Source organism: Hungatella effluvii (assembly GCF_003201875.1).
GTDB lineage: Bacteria > Bacillota > Clostridia > Lachnospirales > Lachnospiraceae > Hungatella > Hungatella effluvii.
On sequence record NZ_QJKD01000003.1, the window covers coordinates 75156 to 97067 of the forward strand.

At 48.6% G+C, this 21912-nt stretch carries 21 protein-coding genes, 1 tRNA gene and 1 pseudogene; 6 read left to right on the forward strand and 17 right to left on the reverse strand.

Annotation, left to right across the window (positions count from 1 at the left end; all coding sequences use genetic code 11):
- Positions 1-16 precede the first annotated feature (16 nt).
- From DFR60_RS06255 to DFR60_RS06305, 11 genes and pseudogenes are all read right to left on the reverse strand, one after another.
- Positions 17-1366: an ABC transporter substrate-binding protein gene (locus tag DFR60_RS06255; protein WP_110322134.1), complete on the reverse strand. Its 1350-nt coding sequence runs from the start codon at positions 1364-1366 to the stop codon at positions 17-19.
- Between the two features lie 495 nt (positions 1367-1861).
- Positions 1862-2152, reverse strand: a pseudogene (locus tag DFR60_RS06260) (YmaF family protein); the annotation flags it as partial.
- Between the two features lie 21 nt (positions 2153-2173).
- A complete protein-coding gene (locus DFR60_RS06265; protein WP_110322136.1) occupies positions 2174-3490 on the reverse strand; it encodes a glycoside hydrolase family 28 protein in 1317 nt (438 codons plus the stop codon).
- Between the two features lie 31 nt (positions 3491-3521).
- Positions 3522-4691 carry an ROK family protein gene (locus DFR60_RS06270; RefSeq protein WP_110322137.1) on the reverse strand — a complete coding sequence of 390 codons (1170 nt, stop codon included), beginning with the start codon at positions 4689-4691 and terminating at the stop codon, positions 3522-3524.
- 38 nt (positions 4692-4729) lie between these two features.
- Entirely contained in the window at positions 4730-6148 is a 1419-nt protein-coding gene (locus DFR60_RS06275; RefSeq protein WP_110322138.1) for a sulfatase family protein, read from the reverse strand.
- Positions 6135-7376: an AGE family epimerase/isomerase gene (locus tag DFR60_RS06280; RefSeq protein ID WP_167437530.1), complete on the reverse strand. Its 1242-nt coding sequence runs from the start codon at positions 7374-7376 to the stop codon at positions 6135-6137. The genes DFR60_RS06275 and DFR60_RS06280 overlap by 14 nt, the downstream gene beginning before the upstream one ends.
- 52 nt (positions 7377-7428) lie before the next feature.
- On the reverse strand, positions 7429-8295 hold the full coding sequence (locus tag DFR60_RS06285) for a carbohydrate ABC transporter permease (protein WP_110322140.1): 867 nt from the start codon (positions 8293-8295) through the stop codon (positions 7429-7431).
- Positions 8296-8306: 11 nt separating this feature from the next.
- Positions 8307-9206, reverse strand: coding sequence for a carbohydrate ABC transporter permease (locus DFR60_RS06290; RefSeq protein ID WP_110322141.1), 900 nt, complete (start codon positions 9204-9206; stop codon positions 8307-8309).
- Between the two features lie 63 nt (positions 9207-9269).
- Positions 9270-10583 carry an ABC transporter substrate-binding protein gene (locus DFR60_RS06295; protein ID WP_110322142.1) on the reverse strand — a complete coding sequence of 438 codons (1314 nt, stop codon included), beginning with the start codon at positions 10581-10583 and terminating at the stop codon, positions 9270-9272.
- Between the two features lie 300 nt (positions 10584-10883).
- Positions 10884-12509, reverse strand: coding sequence for a VanW family protein (locus tag DFR60_RS06300; RefSeq protein WP_110322143.1), 1626 nt, complete (start codon positions 12507-12509; stop codon positions 10884-10886).
- A gap of 194 nt (positions 12510-12703) precedes the next feature.
- Positions 12704-13585 carry a LysR family transcriptional regulator gene (locus DFR60_RS06305; RefSeq protein WP_110322144.1) on the reverse strand — a complete coding sequence of 294 codons (882 nt, stop codon included), beginning with the start codon at positions 13583-13585 and terminating at the stop codon, positions 12704-12706.
- A 245-nt stretch (positions 13586-13830) separates the two neighbouring features.
- Here DFR60_RS06305 and DFR60_RS06310 point away from each other — a divergent pair, with 245 nt between their 5' ends.
- Entirely contained in the window at positions 13831-14829 is a 999-nt protein-coding gene (locus DFR60_RS06310; protein WP_110322145.1) for a YeiH family protein, read from the forward strand.
- A 15-nt stretch (positions 14830-14844) separates the two neighbouring features.
- Here DFR60_RS06310 and DFR60_RS06315 read toward each other — a convergent pair whose 3' ends face one another.
- From DFR60_RS06315 to DFR60_RS06325, 3 genes are read right to left on the reverse strand one after another with little or no spacing between them, the layout of a single operon-like run.
- On the reverse strand, positions 14845-15606 hold the full coding sequence (locus tag DFR60_RS06315) for a DUF4261 domain-containing protein (protein ID WP_110322146.1): 762 nt from the start codon (positions 15604-15606) through the stop codon (positions 14845-14847).
- Between the two features lie 24 nt (positions 15607-15630).
- A complete protein-coding gene (locus DFR60_RS06320) occupies positions 15631-16602 on the reverse strand; it encodes a magnesium transporter CorA family protein (protein WP_110322147.1) in 972 nt (323 codons plus the stop codon).
- Between the two features lie 24 nt (positions 16603-16626).
- Entirely contained in the window at positions 16627-17547 is a 921-nt protein-coding gene (locus DFR60_RS06325; protein ID WP_110322148.1) for an NYN domain-containing protein, read from the reverse strand.
- A gap of 170 nt (positions 17548-17717) precedes the next feature.
- On the opposite strand from DFR60_RS06325, the gene DFR60_RS06330 reads away from it, so the two are divergent.
- From DFR60_RS06330 to DFR60_RS06350, 5 genes are all read left to right on the forward strand, one after another.
- Positions 17718-17921, forward strand: coding sequence for a spore coat associated protein CotJA (locus DFR60_RS06330; protein ID WP_055658737.1), 204 nt, complete (start codon positions 17718-17720; stop codon positions 17919-17921).
- The gene (locus DFR60_RS06335) at positions 17921-18217 is read left to right on the forward strand and encodes a spore coat protein CotJB (RefSeq protein ID WP_002603201.1); all 297 of its coding nucleotides are present in this window, start codon (positions 17921-17923) and stop codon (positions 18215-18217) included. Before DFR60_RS06330 ends, DFR60_RS06335 begins: the two co-directional genes overlap by 1 nt.
- Positions 18217-18828: a manganese catalase family protein gene (locus DFR60_RS06340; protein ID WP_055658735.1), complete on the forward strand. Its 612-nt coding sequence runs from the start codon at positions 18217-18219 to the stop codon at positions 18826-18828. The genes DFR60_RS06335 and DFR60_RS06340 overlap by 1 nt, the downstream gene beginning before the upstream one ends.
- Before the next feature lie 128 nt (positions 18829-18956).
- Positions 18957-19029, forward strand: a tRNA-Val gene (locus DFR60_RS06345).
- A 120-nt stretch (positions 19030-19149) separates the two neighbouring features.
- Positions 19150-20178: a penicillin-binding transpeptidase domain-containing protein gene (locus DFR60_RS06350; protein ID WP_110322149.1), complete on the forward strand. Its 1029-nt coding sequence runs from the start codon at positions 19150-19152 to the stop codon at positions 20176-20178.
- Here the strand turns inward: DFR60_RS06350 and DFR60_RS06355 are convergent.
- Genes DFR60_RS06355 through DFR60_RS06365 form a run of 3 tightly spaced genes read right to left on the reverse strand, consistent with a single transcriptional unit; the run spans position 20090 to position 21910 of the window.
- Positions 20090-20419, reverse strand: a complete 330-nt coding sequence (locus DFR60_RS06355; RefSeq protein WP_110322150.1) for a GNAT family N-acetyltransferase — start codon at positions 20417-20419, stop codon at positions 20090-20092. The genes DFR60_RS06350 and DFR60_RS06355 overlap by 89 nt on opposite strands.
- Positions 20403-20711, reverse strand: a complete 309-nt coding sequence (locus tag DFR60_RS06360; RefSeq protein ID WP_002603198.1) for a DUF3837 family protein — start codon at positions 20709-20711, stop codon at positions 20403-20405. Before DFR60_RS06360 ends, DFR60_RS06355 begins: the two co-directional genes overlap by 17 nt.
- 38 nt (positions 20712-20749) lie before the next feature.
- Positions 20750-21910, reverse strand: a complete 1161-nt coding sequence (locus tag DFR60_RS06365) for an AAA family ATPase (RefSeq protein WP_110322151.1) — start codon at positions 21908-21910, stop codon at positions 20750-20752.
- Positions 21911-21912: the final 2 nt, after the last annotated feature.

Consider the following 21912-nt stretch of genomic DNA (forward strand, 5'->3'; position numbering starts at 1 on the left):
CTCTATGTATTGCTGTCTACTCAGAAAGCAGCTTGTTGATGCTCTCCGACGCCTTGCTCAGTTCCTCCTGAGGGTCGTTGCCGGCCACTACATTTTCGATCATGGGGAATAAAATGTCGTTATTGACCTGTTTTACAGATTTAATTCCCGGTGCAAAGGAAAATCCAAACTCAGAGATGGATGACAGTGCATTGACTGTTGCATCCGCTTTGATGTCTGTATCCTCTGCCAGAGACTTTAAATATGGCGGATAGCCGTTGCGCAGGGACCATTCTTTACAAGTCGTGTCTGAATTCCAGTAGGCGATAAAGTCGTAAGCCGCCGCCTTTTCTTCTTCACTGGCCGTGGAGGTGACTCCAAAGCCCTGGACTTCAATGACACCGGCAGCCTCCTTGTCCCCTGCAGGCATTCCCGTAACACCAAAATTGATCTCCGCTTCCTTCAGTCCGCTGATCAGCCATGGACCGCCGCAGTAGATTCCCATCTGTCCGGCAAGCATTAAGTTATCCGTATCGGCTCCTGTAGATCCAACCGGCGCAGCCTCCTGATTGACAAGATTCTGAATATACTGAAGGGTCTTTAAGTTCTCAGGGCTGTCCAGAACAGAACTCTTACCGTCTGCAGAGAAGACGTCACCGCCGTTGGACTTGAACATTGCATCAAAATAGCAGGGCGCTCCGCTGATCGGGAAACCGATTCCATAAAGCTTTCTGGACGGATCAGATATCTTCAGCGCATACTCGGCCGCCTCTTCCCATGTTGCCGGCGGTGTCTCGGGATCAAGTCCCGCCGCTTCAAACAGATCTTTATTCCAGTAAAGGAATGTGGAATGAACCTGCATCGGAATCATCATCTGTACCTTCTGGTACTGAAGCGCCTGAAGTGATGCATCACTGAAATTCGAGGCTTCCACTCCGGTCTGTTCGAAGAAATCATCAAGCGGCGTCAAAATTCCATTATCCGTATAAGTTGCCGTATCAAAATTACCTCTGATAATAAGGGCGGGCGCTGTCTTGGAAGCGATGGCTGCCGGGAGTTTTTCCTCTAAGCTGCTGGCTGGCATGATATCCATCTCAATCGTAATTCCTTTGGTATTTTCTTTATTATAGCGCTCCACAATCTCCCTCAGCACATCGCCGTCCGTTCCTGTAAATGCATTCCAGAACTGAATGGTGATCGGGCCTGCGGCTTCCGCCTGCTTATCTGTCTCTCCCTCTGCTAAAGCAGCCTGGGTATCCGAGCCTGCCTGGGTATCGGCGGCCGTTGTCGTCTCTTCTTTTCCTGCCATCGGTGACTTCGTATTGCATCCTGCCAGTGAACACACCATGACTCCGGCCAGCATCGCAGCAACAAATCTTCTTTTCATATAGAACCTCCTGAAATATGGTTGTTTAACAACTGTAATATATAAATTTTAATGAAAAGAAACCTTTACTTTTTTACTTAAATCATTTAGAATGGTACTGAATAAGGTATCCTGACTGTTTATCCGTATGTTTCGCGGCAGACCGATAAACTCTCAGGGTATTTTTTTGCCCTCGCCTTTCTCTTCCTTCACCGGCATTCGTTATTTTTCCCAAATACGCATTCATTTATTTGGTTATATTTCATTAAATTTATTTCTGTTATTTGTAATCGAGGTTTTTGTATATGCACTTTTTATTTGCGTACACGTGTACTCTATGTCGTTTATTATATTCCTTGCACAATTTATTGTCAATACCCTTCTTTACTTTTTTGCATTTTGTGTAACAGTTCAGACAGCGGAAAAATCACTGATATCCCTCGCCAGTTCCCTCCAGTAAAATTACCAAATCAAAAAAGCTGGCACAGGATTTTCCTCCTATGCCAGCTTTCCATACTATTCGATTGGATTATCGATCAAAGATGCCACCTGAAACTCATGAACATGTCCATCTGCGGAAGTCGTATACGCCTTGGCAAAATGAATATGCTTGCCGCCTCCAACCGGTATCGCGGCAGAAGACGTCCCGCAGAATTCATGGTAATGGCCGTCATAAGAATCTGTGCGGAACTTTATATTGTGAACATGGCTTCCCATGTAAGGAATCGCCTCGTCAGAAACCGTCGCAAACCGATGGTTGTGAGGATCCTTGCAGTACTCTGCGATAAACGTACTCCCTACGATCTCGTGTACATGCTCTAACCTGCATTACCGGTTATCGTAGCTGTCATTTTTCTCATCACGAGCCCCGGATACGGACACTGTAACATTCTGGAACTCGATATCCTTCGTGTGATTGATCACCCCAAACTCCCGGCACGCCAGCGATACATTCTTAAATACTACATGCTCGATGGGCTGATCCTCAAAGCCTTCCATGTGGAACGCCCGGCTGATGCCGTCATACTCCGGTTCATTCCATGCAGTTACATTCTCAATTATAATATCACTGACCTTTGTCTTCGGAACGGAAGCTGGAATTACTTCCAGAAGCTTTTCCCAGTGGGCCGGCAGCTCTCCCCCATAGCCCTGTGGAAGCTCGCAGCAGCTGTATGCCGGATTCCAGTTTAAGAAGAAATGGAACGGATATTTCACATTGACCATGGAAAGGCCGTCCACCCTCACGTCACGGATATAACCGTGTCTCGCCACAGAGGATTTAATGCGGAAGCCACAGTCCGTTCCGTGGTAGCGCAGATTTTTCAGTGTAATGCGGTAGACGCCGCCGGATACTTCGCTGCCGATGGTAACACCGAAACCCGCCTGAATCTCACAGTTCTGCACCGTAATATCATGGCAGGGGCGGTTCACACGGATGCCATCCGCATCTCTTCCCGACTTGATGCAGATGCTGTCGTCGTTGCAGTCGGTGATGCAGTTTTCCACCAGAACATCGTGGCAGGAATCGATATCAATTCCATCAGTGCTGGGACTTTCCGCCCCGCACGATGTGATCTTTACGCCATCCACATGAATGTGGTCACTGTAGCAGATATGAATATTCCAGAAGCCGGATCTCGTTGAGGTAATGCCTCTCAGTGTAATATTGGAGGACTCCATAATGACCACATTTCTGACGCGCATACAATCGTAATCGCAGGCCCATCGGAGCCCTTTCTTATCGTATTCACCGCGCATGCCGCTCTTTCCGTCGTCTCCCCAGTATTTACGCCACCAGTATTCTCCCTGACCGTCTATAGTACCGTTTCCGCTGATAATTACATCTTTCTGTCCGTTGCAATTTAAAATACCTGGATACCAGTCCATCTCGACACCGGCTGCCCTGGTCGGAATCACCGGAATCTGCGATTCATCCGTAGTCCCCGTCAGAACCGCTCCGTCCTCAAAATGGAACTCCATTCCGCTCTTTAAAAATAGCGGCGCCGTCAGATACGTGCCTTTTTCCAGAACCAGGACGCCTCCCGCCTGCGACGCCTCATCAATCAGCGTCTGAAGTGCTTTTGTAACCAGATGTTCTCCGGTATTATCGATATGATATTCCGATGATTGAAATACTTTTCTCATGTGTGTTCCCCTTTCGTGTAAAGCATCATATTTATTCTCCGAAAATATATCTCATTACAATTTCAGACGCGATTCCCCTTAAAATATTCTTCTCTTTTTCTGTGGAACGGTAGAACATAACAGACGAATTCCGCTCTCTGGCATACTGCTCTACCCTGTCATAAAACTCCGGAACTGCCTCAATTAAACTTCCACCCAACACAACGGCCTCCAGTTCAACCATACGAAGATAGTTCAAAATACATTTTGCGAAAATATTCGCCGCCTTATTGATCTGTATAACAGCCAGGGCGTCTTTTGTCCTCACTGCTCTCTGTAAATCCTGGAGTGTCAGATGATCCATATGATTTTTCATACTGCTGTCGATGCCCAGTCTCATCTCTTCCACACACTGAGCCAGGATTGCCGGAACCGATACGTAAGCTTCCACACAGCCATATTCTCCGCAGGTGCATTTGCGGCCATCCATGTCAATCGTCATGTGGGCGAATCCATCCAGTATGATATTATGGTTCAGCATCAGTTTCCGGTTGATAACCAATCCTGAGCCGATTCCATTTCCGACTGTCACATAAACCACATTCTGATGTCTTTCGAAGTAATTGGGAAGATAATTTCCCATAAGTGCCGCCCTCGCGTTGCAGTCCAAGTAGACCTTCCGGTTAAATCTGGTCTGAAGCACCTTCACAATTGGAATATTTTTCCATTCTCCGGCTAAAAAATATAACGGCCTCAGCATCTGCCCGTTCGCATAGTCGAGGGGACCGACAGCGGAGAGACCAATCTCTAAAAACAAGTCCTCCGCCAGTCCCAGCCGTTCACAGGCTTCTGAAAAATCCTGTCTGGCGATATCTGCCAGCTGCTCCGGCGTCATGCCCGGAATCAGTCTGTGCTCCTCCATTGTAAGAATATCATTGCTGAAATCCACTACCGCGCAGTAAAATGTTTCCCGCAATATACAGATTGAAAACACATAAGCATGCCTGCTGTTCATGGACAAAAGCTCACCGGGCCTTCCTTTGCTCCCGTATTCCTCACTGCCGGACACCTCTGCGTATCCATTCTGCACCAGGGCCTCTATCACCCGGTAAAGGGTAGGCGCCTTGTAATGACTCAACTCCAACAGACTCTTTCTTGATACATGCTTCATCGCATAAATGTACCATAAAATTTTCTCTTCCTTTGCACTAAGTTCAGTCATAGTCCCTCTTTCCGGCGCCGCACAAATGCTCCCGCGCTCTATGCCTGTCGGACCGGCAGCGTTGCGTATTCCATCTGAAAAGAACCAGGTTCAAATCCGCTTGCAGTATGCTTCTTGTTCTGTCCGGCTCCTGTCACGTTCGCCTGCCGCCCATCTGTCTCCGGTCTTGTATATTCCGAAAACCAGCTTTCCAGACGTTTATTTAATAATTCTATCAATTCAGGAGCCGCCTTGTCAATCATGTTGAGCATTTCCCCCGGATCAGTTTTAAGATTGTAGAGCTCATCCGGCCCTTCCGGATACCTGCGGATATATTTCCACTCCCTTTGGCGAACCATCCGGACTGCGCCATATTCACTGTAGACAACCACACAGTCATTGATCTCCCGTTCTTCTCCCGTAAAAATGGCTTTCGCAAAGCTTTTTCCCGGAATGTCCTTTTCTTTATACGCCAGTCCCGCAATCTCCATGATCGTTGGGAAGAAATCGTAAGCGCTGTATAGTCCCTTTAAACGTATTCCCGGCCGGATCTTTCCCGGCATACATGCTATAAACGGCACCTTTACCGAAGTATCGTACATGTTAAACGGGGAGGTCCCATTTCCCTTTCCCCATATTCCATGATGGCCGCAGTTAAATCCGTTGTCGCTGGAAAACAGAATCAGAGTATCACGGTCCAGATTCAGCCGCCTCAGTTCTTCTCTGATCTCACCTACCCCAAAGTCCAGAGCGGAGGTTGCCGCAAAATACCCCTTCAGCATTTCCTTCCTGTCATGATTGAACTCGGAAAAATCGATCTGCCATGGATGGTGTTTTTCCACTGGACAACTGGTAAATGCGCAGTCACGGTACAAATCCAGATACTTCTGCGGATGATTATGAATCCAGGGCGTGTGGGGTGCAGTAAAATTAACGCTCAAATAAAACGGTTCGTCTTTCCCCTCCCGCTCCCGCAGGAACCGGACTGCATCCTGGGTAATCAGTTCGGTAACATACCCCGGTTCACGGACCCTTTTCCCCTCCCGTATCATGGGGGCATCATAATAGCTACCGCCTCCTGACTGATGTACATACCAGTGTGAGAACCCCTTCTGCCTTTTTTCACTGTCTCCCATATGCCATTTTCCGCTTACCCCGCAGACATATCCGGCTTCACTCAGATAATCTGTATACCCTTTAAACTCTTCCAGATATTCAATAGGCTTCTCTCCCTCATTTTCCATGTTTCCCTGTAAGATCCAGTCCAGAATACCATGCATAGACGGCATCCTTCCTGTCAGAAGGGTTGCTCTGGCCGGCGAGCACACCGGCGAGGAACAGAAGAAGTTTTCCGCAGTACAGCCATTTCGTGCCATTTTATCCAGATTCGGCGTAACTGCGTCCCTGTTGCCCGCACTTCCCAGTGTCCAGAACCCCATATCATCGGCTAAAATAAATACTATATTAGGTCTGCGCATCACAATCTCCCGTTTCCACTACATATTTTTTCAGTATACAGCTACACTGGTACAACGCTCTTGGTATATGAAATGCTGCCTTTTGAATTCCACCCTTGAGCTTCATTCGCGGCGATCCATCCCGGTTTAATACCGCATACCACTCCCCATAATCCGGATCAAAGAAGTGCTCCCTGCACCAGAGAAAGAGGGTTTTAAATTCTTCCCATGCTGCGCTGTCACCGGTTCTGTCAGCAGACGTCAGCAATGCACACAGCGCCTCTGCCTGTGTCCACCAGACCTTTTCATCCCATTTCAGATGACGAGCCGCATTCCAGTCTTTATACTGTTCGTCGGTTCCATTATCGCTTAGCATGTGAAGAATCCCACCGAATTTTTCGTCATGGCTTCTCTGGTACGTAACTGAAATCGTATGAAGCGCACGCTCCGCATATTCCGGCCGTCCGACTCGTTCAGCCTGCTCCAGAACAAACCACATGGACTCAAAAATATGTCCCGGATTAATCCGATGTCCTTCCTCGCTGTCGATATATCCGCCCTGAAGTGTCCTCGTCTCATGAATGATCCCATCATCTCCATGTCCCAGCACGCCGAAAATTCTGTCCATACAGAAACGAATCAACTCATCCGCCTTATCTCCATCTAAATATCCCCATGCACAAGCCACAGAATTCAGACAGATCATATATCTCCCATGACTGACTGCTCCCGCCTTGTATTCCTGAGGAAATGTTTCACGGCAGTCCTCATTTCGTATATTTTGATCCAGCCTATCAAATGTCTCTCTGATTACGTTCTCATCCTCCATCGATTCTGAGGCCGCGGCGTATGCGCTGAGTGCCATTAAAACGAACATATCTGTAAACAGGGATATGACTCCCTGCTGAACGTTCCCATTCTCATCAAGCAGATAATACCATCTCCCGTTTCCTGCGTATGCATGGGAGATCAGATAATCTCTTCCTGTCTTTGCCAGATTGAGCCAGGCCGGATCTTTGTCCACATTACTGTATATTGTTGCAAACATCCAGACCTGTCTGGCCTGAAGCCAGATATTTTTCTCTTTTCCGGTACAGTTTCCCTCACGGTCGAAGGAAGTTATATACCCTCCATGTTCCAGATCCGCAGTCCTCTCCTTCCAAAAGCTCAAAATGTCGTTAAGAAGACAATTTCTTACAATCTCATACCAGACTGTTGCCTCTTCCGCTAAAACCCCTGTTTTCTGCAATCCTGTTCCCCCTTCCCGGCTAATGCATTCTGCTCTTGTCCCTTTACTGCTCTTATCCTTTTACTGCTCCCATCGTCATCCCCTGCACAAAATCCTTCTGCAGAAGCCATACAATGACAAAGACTGGTATGATAATTACAACACCAGTAGCAGCCATCGGCCCCCATTCCAGTCCACGGTCCGTAATAAAACCGGATATAATAACCGGCAGCGTCTTCGCATTTCTGACGCTCAGGATTACAGCGAATAAAAATTCATTCCAGGTACTGACAAATGTAAGAATTGCGGAGGCCACAAGCCCCGGTTTCACGATCGGAAGCACAAGATAGAAAAATCGCTGCGCCATGCTGCATCCATCAATTTTCCCGGATTCTTCGATACTTTCCGGCACCTCCTGAAAGAATCCCATCATCAGCCAGATTACCATGGGAAAATTAAAGCTGGTATTTAATATAATCATGGCCGTCTTTGTATCAATCAGATGCAGGCTGCGCATAACCAGATAGATCGGTATCGCCGTGGCCACCGCCGGATACATCTTCTGTAAAAGAAACCAGCCGGCAAAGATACTCCGCGTCCTTTTTCCCAGTTTTCCTTTTGTCAGCGCATAGGCAGCCAGACTTCCGAAGGATGCAGCCAAAAATGTCGATACTGCTGTGATAACAGCCGAATTGTACAGTCCCTTTCCCACGCCGTCATTTACAAAGATCTTTATAAAATTTTCTGTCGTTATCCGCGTCGGTATGATAACCGGAGGGCTTGCGAGATAATCCGCCTCCACTTTTATGGCATTTGTAGCAAGCCAATACAGAGGCAGAATCACAGATACTGCAAACAGGGTAATAAAAATCCATTTCGTTGGCTTTCCTAGAAAGTCTGTGATCGTGCTGCTGATTCTGTCATTTTCTTTCCGTCTCATGATTTCCTCCTTTACTCATCCCGAACCCTGGATCTTAAAAATACAAATACCGATGAAAGAACTGCCATGGCTGCGATGAAGACAAGGGCCAGCGCCGCCGCATATCCCGCATCGAAATAGCGCAGTCCCTGGGCGTAGATATAGCTTGGAAGCATCTCAGTCGCCATTCCCGGGCCTCCCCCCGTCATAACAAAGACAATATCAAAAACCTTGAAGGCATCTATGACACGCAGCATCAGCACCAGTGTCAGGACCCGGTAAAGCTGGGGCAGGATTACATAACGGAAACATTTCCACTTCGTGGCCCCGTCCACGAGAGCGGCTTCTATAGTATCGCCGGGAATCGATTTGATTCCCGAAATCAGAAGCAGGGCAAACCACGGAGTCATTCTCCAGACATCCACCATGATCACGGAAAATATAGCCAGCTTCGGATTACCGAGCCAGTCAACTGCGGGCATGCCTATACACGTCAGCAGATAATTAATAATACCTGTATTTTTGTCCAGCATCATTCTCCACATGGTTCCGGCCGCCACTGGGGCCATAATCATCGGAATCAGCATAATCGACCGCATGATACGTGCACCCGTTCCATCCCCGGACAGCATCATCGCCAGCATCATGCCAAGTACCAGCTCCACAGGAACTGACGCGAAGGCAAAAAGGGCTGTATTCTGAACACTGCGGATAAAAACCGGATCATCAAGCATACGCAGGTAGTTCTCCAGCCCTACAAACTGCGGTATGAATCCGGGAACATTAATTCTTACTTTTTCAAAGCTCAGCACAAACGAATTACAGAGAGGAATAATCACTGCAACCAGCACAATGATTAGCGCCGGCATTAAAAACAGCCATGTTGTCAGCTGGTCCTCCGATATCCTCTTCTTTTTCTCTTCTTTTCTCATAGGTTCCTCCGATCGTAAAGCAAAAAGGGGAGGCACCGGCAACCGCTGCGCTCCCCCACGCCCTTATTTCAAAGCTTCTTCTATCGCGATCGCATTGTCATTTTTGCTGTCGGCAGGCGGTGGATTATTCTTAATTGCACGGTTCAGTTCGGAATCGAAAAATTCCATTGCCTGATCCAGTGTCATCTGCTTGGACATATAAGAGCTGACTGCATTTGCCATAATAGAATCCAGTTCCGCCGATACAGGGATCCGCCACTTGGGAAGGCTCGTCTTTAGCCCCTCTCCCAATGGGCCCATCTTGGAATTCTTCACTTCATCCTTTTCCCAGAAACTTGTGTAGGAAGGTAAAATGCCGAATTCATCGAAAAACTTCTCCTGCTTTTCCAGACTGGAGTATTCCCTGATCCACTGGAATGCCGCATCTTTATTCTTTGAATACTTGGAAACAGCCACACACCAGATACTCATTTGGTTGATTCCTGTTTTTTCCTGAGGGAACGGTGCGATAGCCCAGTTATCCACAATCTTGGATTTTTCCGGATCATCCGCCGCCTGTACGATTCCCAGAGTCGGCCATGCCTCACAGAATGCTGCTTTTCCCTGAAGGAAGGCATTGATGGATTCCTCCAGTCCCCATGACAAACCAGCCGGATCGGAATACTTCGTAACTTCTCCCAACTGCTCCATGGCACTGCGTCCGACTTCACCGTTTACCACAACATTCCAGTCTTTGTCCGCAACGTCTGCTCCCATAGCCCATGAACGTACAAGGTAGAGAACTGCATACTGCTCTTTCTTTCCCGGTATGGAGATCCCGTACATTCCATTGTCCGGATCATTGAATTTCTCCGCCATCTGCATATACTCTTCGTATGTCTTTGGCGGTGTATCAATCAGATCCGTGCGGTATGCCATCATGTTTGGTGTCGGTGCCTTCGGAAATCCGTACAGCACATCGTTCCATTTGCAGGCATCGTAGACACTGGGTATAAACTTATCTACTTCCATGCCGCTCTCCTTTACCCGGTCATCTAAAGGCTCCAGATGAGGAGCAAATTCTCCCAGCCATGATAAATTGACCGCAACGACATCGTAGCTTCCCGCCTGACTGGCAAAATCCAGCATGGCAGTCTCATGGAATGAGGCAAACGGAACATCATTAACTTCTACGTCGAACCCTGTTTTTTCTTTGAACTCATCTGTCATGGATCGTGCTGAGTCCGCGTAAACACCCGACATGAACAATACATTGAGTTTACCTGATTTTGCAGTTTCACTTGTAGTACCACTCTCTTTTGGAACGTCCTTCTGCTGTCCGCATGCTGTAAGACAAAGTATTAATATCATCGAAATCATAAAAATACTTTTTTTCATTTTGCTTCCTCCTCTTAATTATTATTTTTATAATAATAAAATACTATATTTTGTGTAATATGTCAATATATATTAATTTAATATTTTATTTTTATTTATTTTGCATATTGTTTTTTATTATTATAATAATTATTACGCAATGTATTTGTATGATTAACAAAATCTTGCAACTAAATCAAGATGACTTTCAGCAAAGAAAAAAAATACCATTTGGAATAAGATCAGTCTCTAAAAGGCTTTTCTTATACCAAATGGCATTTAATAGTTCTATTTTATTATTTATTTTCAATATATCTTAATTCATGTACCTGGAAAAGCCGGTACCACGACTGCGTCTGCGCCTGCCGCCGGTGACTGCTGGGGAACCGCCTGTTGTTGTGACGCCTCCTGCTGCCCTGCATTTCCGTCTGCAGCATTTCCGACACCACTCGTCTGACCTGCATTATCCTGTTCTGCACTTCCCTGTCCAGCACTCTCCTGCGTCTGTCCGCCATCCGCGCTTTCGTTTGCTCCTGCCTCTGCCGAAGACTCACCGGTTTCTGCCGCGTTCTCGTTCTTTTGAATTACCGATGCCTTTCCACGGTATGTCGTATTGTGAAGCGGAGTTTCTTCCAAAACATTGCCGTCTTTAGTCACTACGCGGAAGGTCTTCCAGACTCCGCCTTTCTGGCCCTGATCCACAACCTTCTCCGTACCTGCCGGAAGCCCGTCATTGGCCTCATACACCGGAGCCGGTGGTTCCACGTCCCTTACCTTTTCGGAGCGCATGGTCACCTTCACACCATCTTCCAGAATTGGAAGGCCCACTATGGAGATCTTCAGTGTGTTATCCTTCAGAGAAGCGCGGACTGCCACCGTTGTCGGCTCTGAATTTACAAACTTAAGGTCCGGTCCGGCATAGCCGTCAAAGCTTACCATGGCATCCTCTCCCGGCTGTATGTAACTCGGAGTAAAGCTGTGGGAATGGCGTTCCGTGGCCGAAAGCCCGGAACTCACAATGGCATTATAAAGCGTGGTAGACACCTGGCACACGCCGCCGCCCGGTTCTTCAATCAGCACGCCGTTCCGGTATGCGCCGGCAGGCTGGTATCCCTTCTCCTTCGTCCTGTTTCCAGTGGCAAGATTAAAGGAAAATTCCTCACCCGGCTTCAGAATCCGGCCGTCGATCGCTTCCACCGCCAAACGAATATTCTCATTCCGGTTCTTGTTGCTTGTCGTCTTCGTCGTAAAGCTTCCGATAACCTGATACTGTTCCTTTGCCTGCGCCGCGCTGCGTTTCGGGGAGCTCTCCGAAAATTCAGGTTTCACCGCAGCATAATTTCCCGCTTTCACCGCCTCCATAAGGGCCTGTACCAGCGATTCTTCATTCAGCATTCTTCCAGTTTTCGCCTCCGAATAGGTATAGACGCTAGTTTCCTTATCAAAGGAAACCAGCTGGGAATCGGCCGCCGCACGGTTCCATTTCCCGGCAAGCGTCTTAGCCAGCGCACGGAAGGACTCCTTCAGAGAATCCATGTCGAAACTGAATGTTCCGGTTTTCATCTGACCGTTTCCGTAAATCTCATCCAGAATCCTCCTGACCGCTCCTCCGGTTTCCTCCTCCGCCGTCACGTTCTCCTCCTGCCAGACCACAGACAACCCCTTCGTCTTCTCCAAAAGAAGCTTCTCGGCATCGCTCCGGCTCTTTCCGGTAATGTCAACCCCCTCGACGACTGTGCTTTCGTAAGCCGTTACCGTCCCTGCCAGATGTTCCGCCACAGAAGCCGTGCTGCTCTCTTCCACTGCGGATTCCGCCCTTCCGTCTCCGGATCTCCGCCCAGCCGCCAGGCCTGCCGCTCCCAGAACCGCGGCCAGTAAGATGACCGTTCCACCGTACATCACCAGCCTGGTCTGACGGCGGCGTCTTCTCGATCTGCCTCTCTTCATCTTTATCACTCCATTTCACACAGTTTACTGCATTTTACAGCTAACTGTAACTTTTATTATTTCAGTTTACACTGTAACAATAACAGATACAGTTAATTCTGTCAAGAGTGTTTTCGATAAAACAGAGACGAACCGTAACAGTTCAGCCCTCGCTTCCGGCAGCCGTGGTCCGTCCCGGCACTTTCGTTTCCCTGTCATTCTCCCCGGAGCAGACGGTACAGTTCACGGTAATATTCGGAGTAAATGCTGTCTTTTCTCCATATAAAAGTGAAATCGTGGCTGAGTTCAAAGTCTTCCAGCTCCACGCGCCTCAACCGGCCGTCTTCCAGTTCCTTCTTCACAGCGGCCTCATATAAAAATGTGATTCCCCGTCCATCTGCCACCAGGCTCTTGATAGCGCCAATATTGCTGATCTCCATCAGGTCCTCAAAATCGTGAATCAGAAGGTTCTTGCCTTCCAGATACCGCTCAAACACATATCTGGTACCAGATCCCGGCTCCCGGATAAAAAACCGTTCCTGCGTCAGATCCTCGATCACCTTACCCTCGCTGTGAAACTGATATTCCGGCGAAGCCACGATCACAAATTTCCCTCTGTCGTAGACGAGAAAATCGTATTCCTTTTTTTGAAAAAAGCCCTCCACCACTGCAAATTCGATCTCCCCCTCGTCAAGGCTCCGCAGCAGATCCTGGGTATCGGCCACCACCATTTTCACAGAAATATCCGGCTGGGCGTCCATAAGCCGCATCAGCGCTTCCGGGAGAACGTACTCTCCCACAGTCATAGTCGCCCCGAACACGAGACGCCGCCCGCCGCCATCCGACATCTTGAGCGCCTGCATTAAATGAAGCTCATCGTGCTGCATCGTCGTCGCCGCCGACAGAAGCATCTTCCCTGCCTCCGTAAGTCCGATCTTCTTACCGCTGTACTCAAACAGCTTTACCTGATAGTGTTCCTCCAGATAGTGAATATGGTGCGACACCGCAGGCTGTGTAATGTTGAGTGCCTCCGCCGCCTTTGTGAAATTCATGCATCTGCATACGGCGAGAAATGTATCCATCCGAAAATCCAGCATCTGAACTTTCCTCCTTTTGTAAAATACGTTCCTTTCCCTATATCATAACATATATTTATCAATAAATAAATATTTAGAATTTTATTTTATGGTTATCCTTCTGTATAATGGTAACAGTTTCCATGGTCAGTCAAACACCTCGCGGCAGCCGCCAAATGCTCATGCAGACATGGCCCGCTGCTCGCGGGAATAAATTCACCCCCATGATATCATAATCCTATAAAACAAGAAAGGAATTTATAACTATGAAAAAATATACCGCAGGGCTTCTGATCTGTCTCGCCATATCCATACCGGCCTGGTTTTTAGGCAGACTCTTTCCGGTAGTGGGCGGCCCCGTCTGCGCCATCTTAATTGGAATGGCCATTGCCCCATTTATAAAGGGAAAGGAGCGTTTCCGCCCCGGAATCGCGTTTACATCAAAGAAGATCCTCCAGTACGCCGTCGTTTTACTCGGCTTCGGCATGAATTTATCCGTGGTTCTGGAAAAGGGAAGGCAGTCTCTCCCCATCATCCTGGCCACCATCACCACATCGATTCTCATCGCGGTTCTGCTCTTCCGGCTCTTGAAGATTCCGACGAAGAGCGCCATCTTAATCGGCGTCGGTTCTTCCATCTGCGGCGGCTCTGCCATAGCCGCAACTGCGCCGGTCATCGAGGCAGACGATGAGGAGATCGCACAGTCCATCTCCGTTATCTTCCTGTTCAACATTGCCGCCGCTTTAATTTTCCCAGCGCTCGGCGCCGCTTTAGGGCTTTCCAACGAGGGTTTTGGGCTGTTTGCCGGCACCGCCATTAATGATACCTCCTCAGTCACGGCCGCTGCTGCTGCATGGGACGGCATCTACGGAAGCAATACGCTGGAGGCCGCCGCCATTGTTAAGCTGACCAGAACCCTGGCGATTATACCAATCACCCTGTTCCTGGCCTTTTACCGCACAAAAAAAGAACAGAGCGGCTCCGGAAATACCTTTCAAATCGCAAAAATATTTCCGTTTTTCGTTCTGTTCTTCCTTCTCGCGTCCGTACTGACCACCGTATTTCATCTCCCCGCCACGGTTACGGGACCGTTGAAAGATTTAAGCAAATTCTTCATCATCATGGCCATGGCCGCCATCGGGACCAATACCAACCTGGTCACCCTCGTAAAAACAGGAATGAAACCGATTCTTCTGGGCCTGTGCTGCTGGATCGGAATTTCCCTGGTCAGCCTGTCCATGCAGAGTTTTCTGGGCATCTGGTAGGCGGGTCCTGATTATTTAAGCTGGCATGAAGGCGATCTTTATGCTGTCGCCTTCCACCGCCTCCCCTTTCGACCTGGTGATCGGAAGCTTCTCGTCTTCCGTGAAGCCGATGGTCTCCCCATCCTTTAATAGCACATCATCATAGAGCACATAGCTCGCAGTATCAAAGAGGAATTCGTGAAGCGCGGCTGGCGCAGCCGCGCTTTCCACCACCTCAATCTCATCCTTCCCAAAAGCAGTCATGCCGTATGTATACCCGTTCAGCCCTTTTTCCGTCTGATACAGGCCAAAATAAATCCAGTCTAAAATCGGATACGTTTCTTCTTCCTCTTTCATATCTTCCGCCACAGCGCAGTACATCTCCGGCGCAAACACAGTTCCGCTGGTATAAATCCCGAGCGCATTCTCCTGCTTTAAGCAGGCCGAAGAAATCTTTACGTAAAGCTTGCCGGCTTCAAACGGATCATTTTCCCTTCCCCCGACCACGGCCGCCAGGATATGGGCCCGGTGTTCACTGGCCGCGTCCACAGCGCCTTTCCAGAAATAATTGGACTTGGCATAGTACTCCGCCTCTCCCGCAGGCACAGGCGCCGGCATCAGGCTGATAGCCACCATATAGCTGCCAGCTTCAAATACAATAGTATCGTTCTCCTCATCCTGGTCCGGTACACTGATGCCCCAATCCTCCAGCAAATCCCTTTTCAGTTTCTCCGTATCCCATACCGGAGCTGACAGAAGCACACTTCCAACAAACGAGCCTTTTTCTTTCTTCTCCATCGCTTTCTCCTATAGTATCCGCTTTTATAAAATTTTCTTTTTCTTAAAAAACCAAATTTCGAACGCCACAATTACAACGCTCAAGAGAATCATCCCTGCATAGCCGTATTTCCAGCGAAGCTCCGGCATATTGGCAAAATTCATTCCGTACCAGCCAACCAACAGGCTGAGGGGCAGAAAGATCGTCGTCACCACGGTCAGCCAGCTCATGATCTGATTCTGATTGGAGGCAATCTGAGACTGGTACATCTCCCGAATCTGAAACACATACTCCCGCAGCATCTCCACATGATCGTGAAGGCGGCTGGCCCGGCTGGCGAACATTCCGAAGCCGGCGCATTCCCCTTCGGAAAACAGGTGGTTGTCATTGGACTCCAGTTCCTCTCCCAGAGAGATCAGCTGTTCATAGTAGGTGTGCAGTGCAAGCAGTTCCTTTCTGCTCACGATCACCGTCTCATAAAAATTCTTCGGCTGATGATCCAGCAGCTCGTCCTCCATGTCCTCCAGCTTCGCCTCATACTTCTGCAGGAAAAGCACATCGTTGCGGATCAGATAATCCATTAAGAGGATCAGAAACTCTGCGGGAGCGGCAGGCGTCCCTTTTTCCTTCGCCCTCTCCTCTCCAGCATGCGCATGGGCAGTCCCTTCTTTCGACGCAATGTCCTCCATCCGTCTGATGATCTCAGTCAGCATATCCCCTTCGTCGAGCAGAATCAGCTCACTGTCCGTCACATAGAAGCCGAAGGAAAACTTTTCTCCCAAAAGATTATTCTTGTTGGGAATCATAAAAGTCCCCATCGTGCAGCCGCCGTACGCCTCCGCCTTGCAGTAATGGATATTCTCCATGGAATGCACCAGTACCTTCCGGTGAAGATACGTCTCCTTCGCCTCCCGGAACTCCTCCAGCGTCATAACCGTAATGCAGGCGTCATCACCCTCTCGTCTCTCTCCGTCGGAAAGTCTGGTCAGCCTTTTACCAAAGCTGTAACGTACCATCGTTATTCCCTCTTTCCTTCCGTATTACCCCTGTCTGATGAAGACGACTTTGTTGTTTGTCTTATTTTCCCGGACCTCTAACTGGCTGATACTCTGCACAAACTTGGAAAATGTGGAGTAGCCGTAATCCTTGACCTTGAAATCTCCATACTTCCTGTGCATGCCGTTGCCCAGAGCTGCCAGCTCCAGACCGTTCTTTCCGCTGTTTCTCACCAGCTTTATGGCGTAATCATCCAGCTCCTGTTTCCTGGTGCGGTTATCCTTTATGCGAACCGTAACTACATTGTTTGATTTCTTCAGTTCAAAATTATCCATTTCCTCCAGAAATTTCGATAAAGAGCTGTAACCATAGCTTCTGACATCGAAATCAGAATATTTCTTTACAAGACGATTCCCGATTTCTCCCAGACCAGTAGCCTTATTCATATCATCGTTCTCCAGTATAATAGAAGCAATATCCTGTTCGATGACTTCCCGCCCTACCGTTACTCCGCTGACGCTCTCATCATCCTGGTCAAGCAGGATCTCTAAATTAGTAAATACGGTACAGGCTGCACGGAATGATTTCGGCGTTTTATCTTCACCCATACCGATTACTTCTTTGCCTGACTCTCTGAGTCTGCTGGCCAGCTTCGTAAAATCGCTGTCGCTGGATACAATGCAGAATCCGTCCACATTATCGGTGTATAACAAATCCATAGCGTCGATGATCAGCGCGGAATCGGTGGCGTTCTTTCCCACCGTATTGGAAAACTGCTGGATAGGTGCAATGGAATTTTCCAAAATTTCCTGTTTCCACTTTCCCATCTGAGAGCTTGTCCAGTCTCCATATATCCTTTTGTATGTAATGACACCATACTTTGTCATCTCAGCCAGAATATAGCTGATGTACTTTGCTGAAATGTTATCCGAATCGATTAATACTGCAAATTTCTTGTCATTCAATGTTCTGATCTCCTGTTATCCTAGTGATATCTATCATTATATTTTATTCTGGTCCATTATACAATAAGGCAATTGGTTATTCTGGCATATTTTTTGCATCGTATTTTTATCTTACGGGCAGATACTAGAAGAGAAGATACTTTACAATGCAACATGAAAGGAGTGTTCTTATGAATTTGAATTCAAACAGTTCATGTGGCTGCGGAAAATCCGACAGTGACAAGAGTACACCTGCCGCCGCTTTAACACTGGCGATCGCGACAGTACCGATGCAGCCCTGGGAACAGCCATATGAGCCTGCTGCCGCTTTACAGCACGGAACGATCTTCCCTTGTCTTGACTTACCGTTTTATGTGACAGGAGGTGGCAAATAATGGCAGACCGCGAAACGATGTTAAAACAGATTAATGAAATCAGCTTCACAGTCAATGATCTGACCCTGTTCCTTGACACCCATCCTCTTGACGACAACGCCTTAAAGGCATTCAGCGACGCCATGAAGCAGAGAAAACAGCTGATGCAGACGTACGCGGAGAATTTTGAACCGCTGACGGTTGACTGTGTCTGCCCCGATACCAACAACAAATCAGAAACCCATACGAAGTATCCGGGACAGAAGCATTTTACCTGGTCTGACGGTCCGCTTCCGTGGGAAGGAGGTACTGTCTAATGTGGAATTATGAAAAACGGCTTCAGTTTCCAGTAAAAATTTCGACGCCATGCCCGAAGACGGCATCTCTCATCATCACCCAGTTCGGTGGTCCTGATGGAGAGCTGGCTGCTTCCATGAGATATCTTTCCCAACGTTACTCCATGCCATGCAAGGAAGTTGGCGGACTTTTAACGGATATCGGTACGGAAGAGCTGGCCCATCTGGAGATGATCTGCGCCATCGTCTACCAGCTGACGAAAAATTTAACGCCGGAGCAGGCAAAGACTGCAGGCTTTGACGCCTACTATGTCGATCACACCACAGCTCTGTGGCCGACCGCAGCAGCAGGCGTCCCGTTTAATGCCTGTGAGTTCCAGTCCAAAGGCGACGCCATCACCGATTTAACGGAAGACTTAGCAGCCGAGCAGAAGGCCAGAACCACCTACGACAATCTGATCCGTATCATCGACAATCCGGAAGTCAGAGAACCGCTCAAGTTCCTGCGTGAACGTGAAGTGGTTCATTTCCAGAGATTCGGCGAGGCGCTGGAGAAGATTAAGTCCAATCTGGATTCCAAGAATTTCTACTACTTCAATCCGGAATTTGATAAGCAGTTTGTAAAGAAATAAAGAGTGCGCAATAACACAGAGCGGCGGGAACGATTCCGCCGCTCAATTGTGTTTTTACAGGATAAATTATGATTAATTTTCCATTTTTTTCTTGCATTTTTCCGTCAACGTGGTAAAATAGTTGCTATGGAGGTGTAGCTCAGCTGGGAGAGCGCTTGCATCACACGCAAGAAGTCGCAGGTTCGAGCCCTGTCATCTCCATTAGAAAAAATTGCTGATTTCCTGAATGGGAGGTCAGCATTTTTTTGTTATAAAAAAACTTTCTGTGTAGAAGCAAATGTGGTGAAGCAAACGCAGTGAAAGAAATTCGGAGGAGCAAATATGACCATAAGAAGAATCAGACGTATCTATATAATCAGCGGCATTCTGTCCGCACTATGTTTAACGTCCCTGTCCGGGTGCTCTGGTATGAAGAATTTTCAGGAGAGCACTCCGCCTTATGATATGGTGGAACAGGAGGCGGACGGGACTGAGGCCTTTGGGCAGACAAATAGAGAAAGTATAGAGGAAAATGGTCTTTTGTCTGCACCGGGATCCACCACCACAGAATCCCCTGCACAAGACTCCACCATCGCCGCACCTCCCGCACCATCGATCATAGAACCCGACTGGGCTCACCATTTTAAAGGCCTGAACGGCGCGGCTGTATTCTACAATCCAATCGCAGGCAAAACAATGATCTACAATCCGGAACTGGCCAGCATCCAGCGTTCTCCCTGTTCCACGTTCAAGATCATCTCCTCCCTGATCGGTCTGGAAAACGGATTCATCGATCCCGAAGACTCCATCCGCTCCTGGAGCGGGGAAAGCTTCTGGAACGAGGCATGGAACAAAGACATTGACTTTCCGGAAGCATTTCGTACTTCCTGCGTCTGGTATTTCAGAAAGGTGATCGATGACATCGGACCGGATCTCCTTCAAACAGAGCTAAACCGTTTACAATACGGTAACTGTGATATCTCCGACTGGGAGGGCCGCCTGAACACAAACAATAATAATCGGGCGCTGACGGGCTTCTGGATAGAATCCTCGCTGAAAATCTCCGCATCGGAGCAGGTACGCGTGATGGAACGGATCTTCGGACCGGATGCCGTTTACCGCGCGGAGACTATACAGCAATTAAAACAGGTAATGCTGGTAACTGACCAGAACGAAACCGGTTTTCCCGTCTACGGAAAGACAGGACTTGGCAAAATGGCTGGTGTTGTCGTCGATTCGTGGTTTACAGGCTTCGCAGACACCCACGGCGGAATCGTGTATATCAGCGTTTATTTAGGCGAGACAGAAGGCGCGGAGGTGTCCAGCTCGAAGGCAAAAGAAATTGCCTTGCAGATATTGTCAGAACTCTGACCATTGCCGTTATTAGGGGAATCTGCCATCCCTGACTGTGGGAACAGAACCCTCTGGGATTCCTGCCATACTCCAGGAATCCCACGCTTTTATATAGTGCGATCGCGCCCACATTGGTACTGACTGCCTCTAACTCCAATTGCAGGTAGCCGGCCTGCCTTGCGCATTCTATGCATGCTTCCATGAATGCACGACCGATGCCCTTATTCCAATATCCTAATCCCCTATTTCTGCTCATCATAACTGTACTTCAGCAGCTCATAAATCTCATCTGTCACCGGATCATCTTTAAAATACCCTTCTAAAAGGCTTAAGACTTTCTCCGCGAATTCCGACGGGATCGGCTTCCCATCGATGGCGGTGTGGAGATCCTGCTTCATCTCGCTGACCATCTCCCGCTTTTCCGGTATGGGAAGCCCGTATATCCTGCACAGCATGCCGATCGCCGCACACGCTTCATTCGGCGAGGTCAAAGGTGCGTTTTCGAATCTCGTCTTAATCTCCACTGCCTGTTTGTTAATGTAAAACACCATCTCTCTCCACTCCTCTTTCTCAGATCGGCCTGCCGGCTCTATTTTATCCAGCGGTCGTCATTTTGCTGGAAGTTTACCCGGAAGCCCTCGGTACGCTCTACCATATCCAGCCGGCGGATCATCCGGTTAATTACCTCCACCGGCACGCTCCGCTCCCGAACCGTATTGCGCCGCAGCACTTCCCGGTAGGGCACCTCCAAATATCTGATATTCACTCTTGCACCGTAATTGCCGCAAAGCCGGCATATCTTCTGTCTGTTGTCCAGCACCAGATTGGTTGCATTCCACACAAATGAGGTCTGCGTGCGCAGAAATCCCTTTGCCCGCTCTCTCGCAACGGCCGCCACAGGCCCGGAAGGCTCACTCGGCCGCACTCCCATCTCCTCCCGGATGTCATCCAGGGATATCACCGGGAGATGTGAAAAATTCTCCTGAATATACGTATCCTTACCTGCCAGCGGAAGCCCCGCCATCACATAGACATCGAACTTCGTCGTATCGTAGAGGCATTCCTCCGGCCATATGGTCTGTTTCTCAAAGTAACAGAACCGCGTATACTCATTGGCAAAATGAATCCGCTCATCATAACAGCCTGTTTCCCTGGCATAAGCCCTGAAATATTCCACCGTCTCCAGAGCCGCCGTCTTGTCGCTGCATTCCCGGCCCAGCACATCTGCGCGCCCAAGAAGACAGAGCAGCTTCAGCCTGACGCTCTCCCTTGCTCTCACAAGGCTAACGGCAGGCGACTCCTTCTCCATAAACAAGAGCGGCAGCCCGTGGTAACGGATCAGCCAGGCTATCTCCTCCCTGACCGTAAACGGAATCAAAAAACGTTCCTCCAATTCCTTATAGCACAGCTCCCGAAACCGCTTCATCCCCGCAATGCTGTGCCCGGGGGAAATGATTCTGCCCTCTTCTTCGGCAGAGCGCATCGTGCAGCTCTTCTTTCCGATATCGTGAAACATGGCGGCCATATAAAGGACCGTCCGTTCCTCTCTGTTTAAATCCTTCCACTCTTCGCCTGACACGACTGCACGGCAGACGCGCCTCGTATGCTCCAGCACATTTCCCTCGCGGTGCCATGTGCTGTCCTGCATGACGTCTTCCAGCTCCTCCAGCCATCGAAACTCCGCGAGGAGTGCATCAAAGCAGTATCCCATCTGCTCTAAGAAATCTTCAAGTCTCTGCTGAACTGCCATGC

Bases quoted from the DNA above. Each gene is read 5' to 3' on its own strand.
- DFR60_RS06255 (WP_110322134.1), bottom strand. From the start codon at position 1,366: ATGAAAAGAAGATTTGTTGCTGCGATGCTGGCCGGAGTCATGGTGTGT.
- DFR60_RS06265 (WP_110322136.1), bottom strand. From the start codon at position 3,490: ATGAGAAAAGTATTTCAATCATCGGAATATCATATCGATAATACCGGA.
- DFR60_RS06270 (WP_110322137.1), bottom strand. From the start codon at position 4,691: ATGACTGAACTTAGTGCAAAGGAAGAGAAAATTTTATGGTACATTTAT.
- DFR60_RS06275 (WP_110322138.1), bottom strand. From the start codon at position 6,148: ATGCGCAGACCTAATATAGTATTTATTTTAGCCGATGATATGGGGTTC.
- DFR60_RS06285 (WP_110322140.1), bottom strand. From the start codon at position 8,295: ATGAGACGGAAAGAAAATGACAGAATCAGCAGCACGATCACAGACTTT.
- DFR60_RS06290 (WP_110322141.1), bottom strand. From the start codon at position 9,206: ATGAGAAAAGAAGAGAAAAAGAAGAGGATATCGGAGGACCAGCTGACA.
- DFR60_RS06295 (WP_110322142.1), bottom strand. From the start codon at position 10,583: ATGAAAAAAAGTATTTTTATGATTTCGATGATATTAATACTTTGTCTT.
- DFR60_RS06300 (WP_110322143.1), bottom strand. From the start codon at position 12,509: ATGAAGAGAGGCAGATCGAGAAGACGCCGCCGTCAGACCAGGCTGGTG.
- DFR60_RS06305 (WP_110322144.1), bottom strand. From the start codon at position 13,585: ATGCTGGATTTTCGGATGGATACATTTCTCGCCGTATGCAGATGCATG.
- DFR60_RS06310 (WP_110322145.1), top strand. From the start codon at position 13,831: ATGAAAAAATATACCGCAGGGCTTCTGATCTGTCTCGCCATATCCATA.
- DFR60_RS06315 (WP_110322146.1), bottom strand. From the start codon at position 15,606: ATGGAGAAGAAAGAAAAAGGCTCGTTTGTTGGAAGTGTGCTTCTGTCA.
- DFR60_RS06320 (WP_110322147.1), bottom strand. From the start codon at position 16,602: ATGGTACGTTACAGCTTTGGTAAAAGGCTGACCAGACTTTCCGACGGA.
- DFR60_RS06330 (WP_055658737.1), top strand. From the start codon at position 17,718: ATGAATTTGAATTCAAACAGTTCATGTGGCTGCGGAAAATCCGACAGT.
- DFR60_RS06335 (WP_002603201.1), top strand. From the start codon at position 17,921: ATGGCAGACCGCGAAACGATGTTAAAACAGATTAATGAAATCAGCTTC.
- DFR60_RS06340 (WP_055658735.1), top strand. From the start codon at position 18,217: ATGTGGAATTATGAAAAACGGCTTCAGTTTCCAGTAAAAATTTCGACG.
- DFR60_RS06350 (WP_110322149.1), top strand. From the start codon at position 19,150: ATGACCATAAGAAGAATCAGACGTATCTATATAATCAGCGGCATTCTG.
- DFR60_RS06355 (WP_110322150.1), bottom strand. From the start codon at position 20,419: ATGATGAGCAGAAATAGGGGATTAGGATATTGGAATAAGGGCATCGGT.
- DFR60_RS06360 (WP_002603198.1), bottom strand. From the start codon at position 20,711: ATGGTGTTTTACATTAACAAACAGGCAGTGGAGATTAAGACGAGATTC.
- DFR60_RS06365 (WP_110322151.1), bottom strand. From the start codon at position 21,910: ATGGCAGTTCAGCAGAGACTTGAAGATTTCTTAGAGCAGATGGGATAC.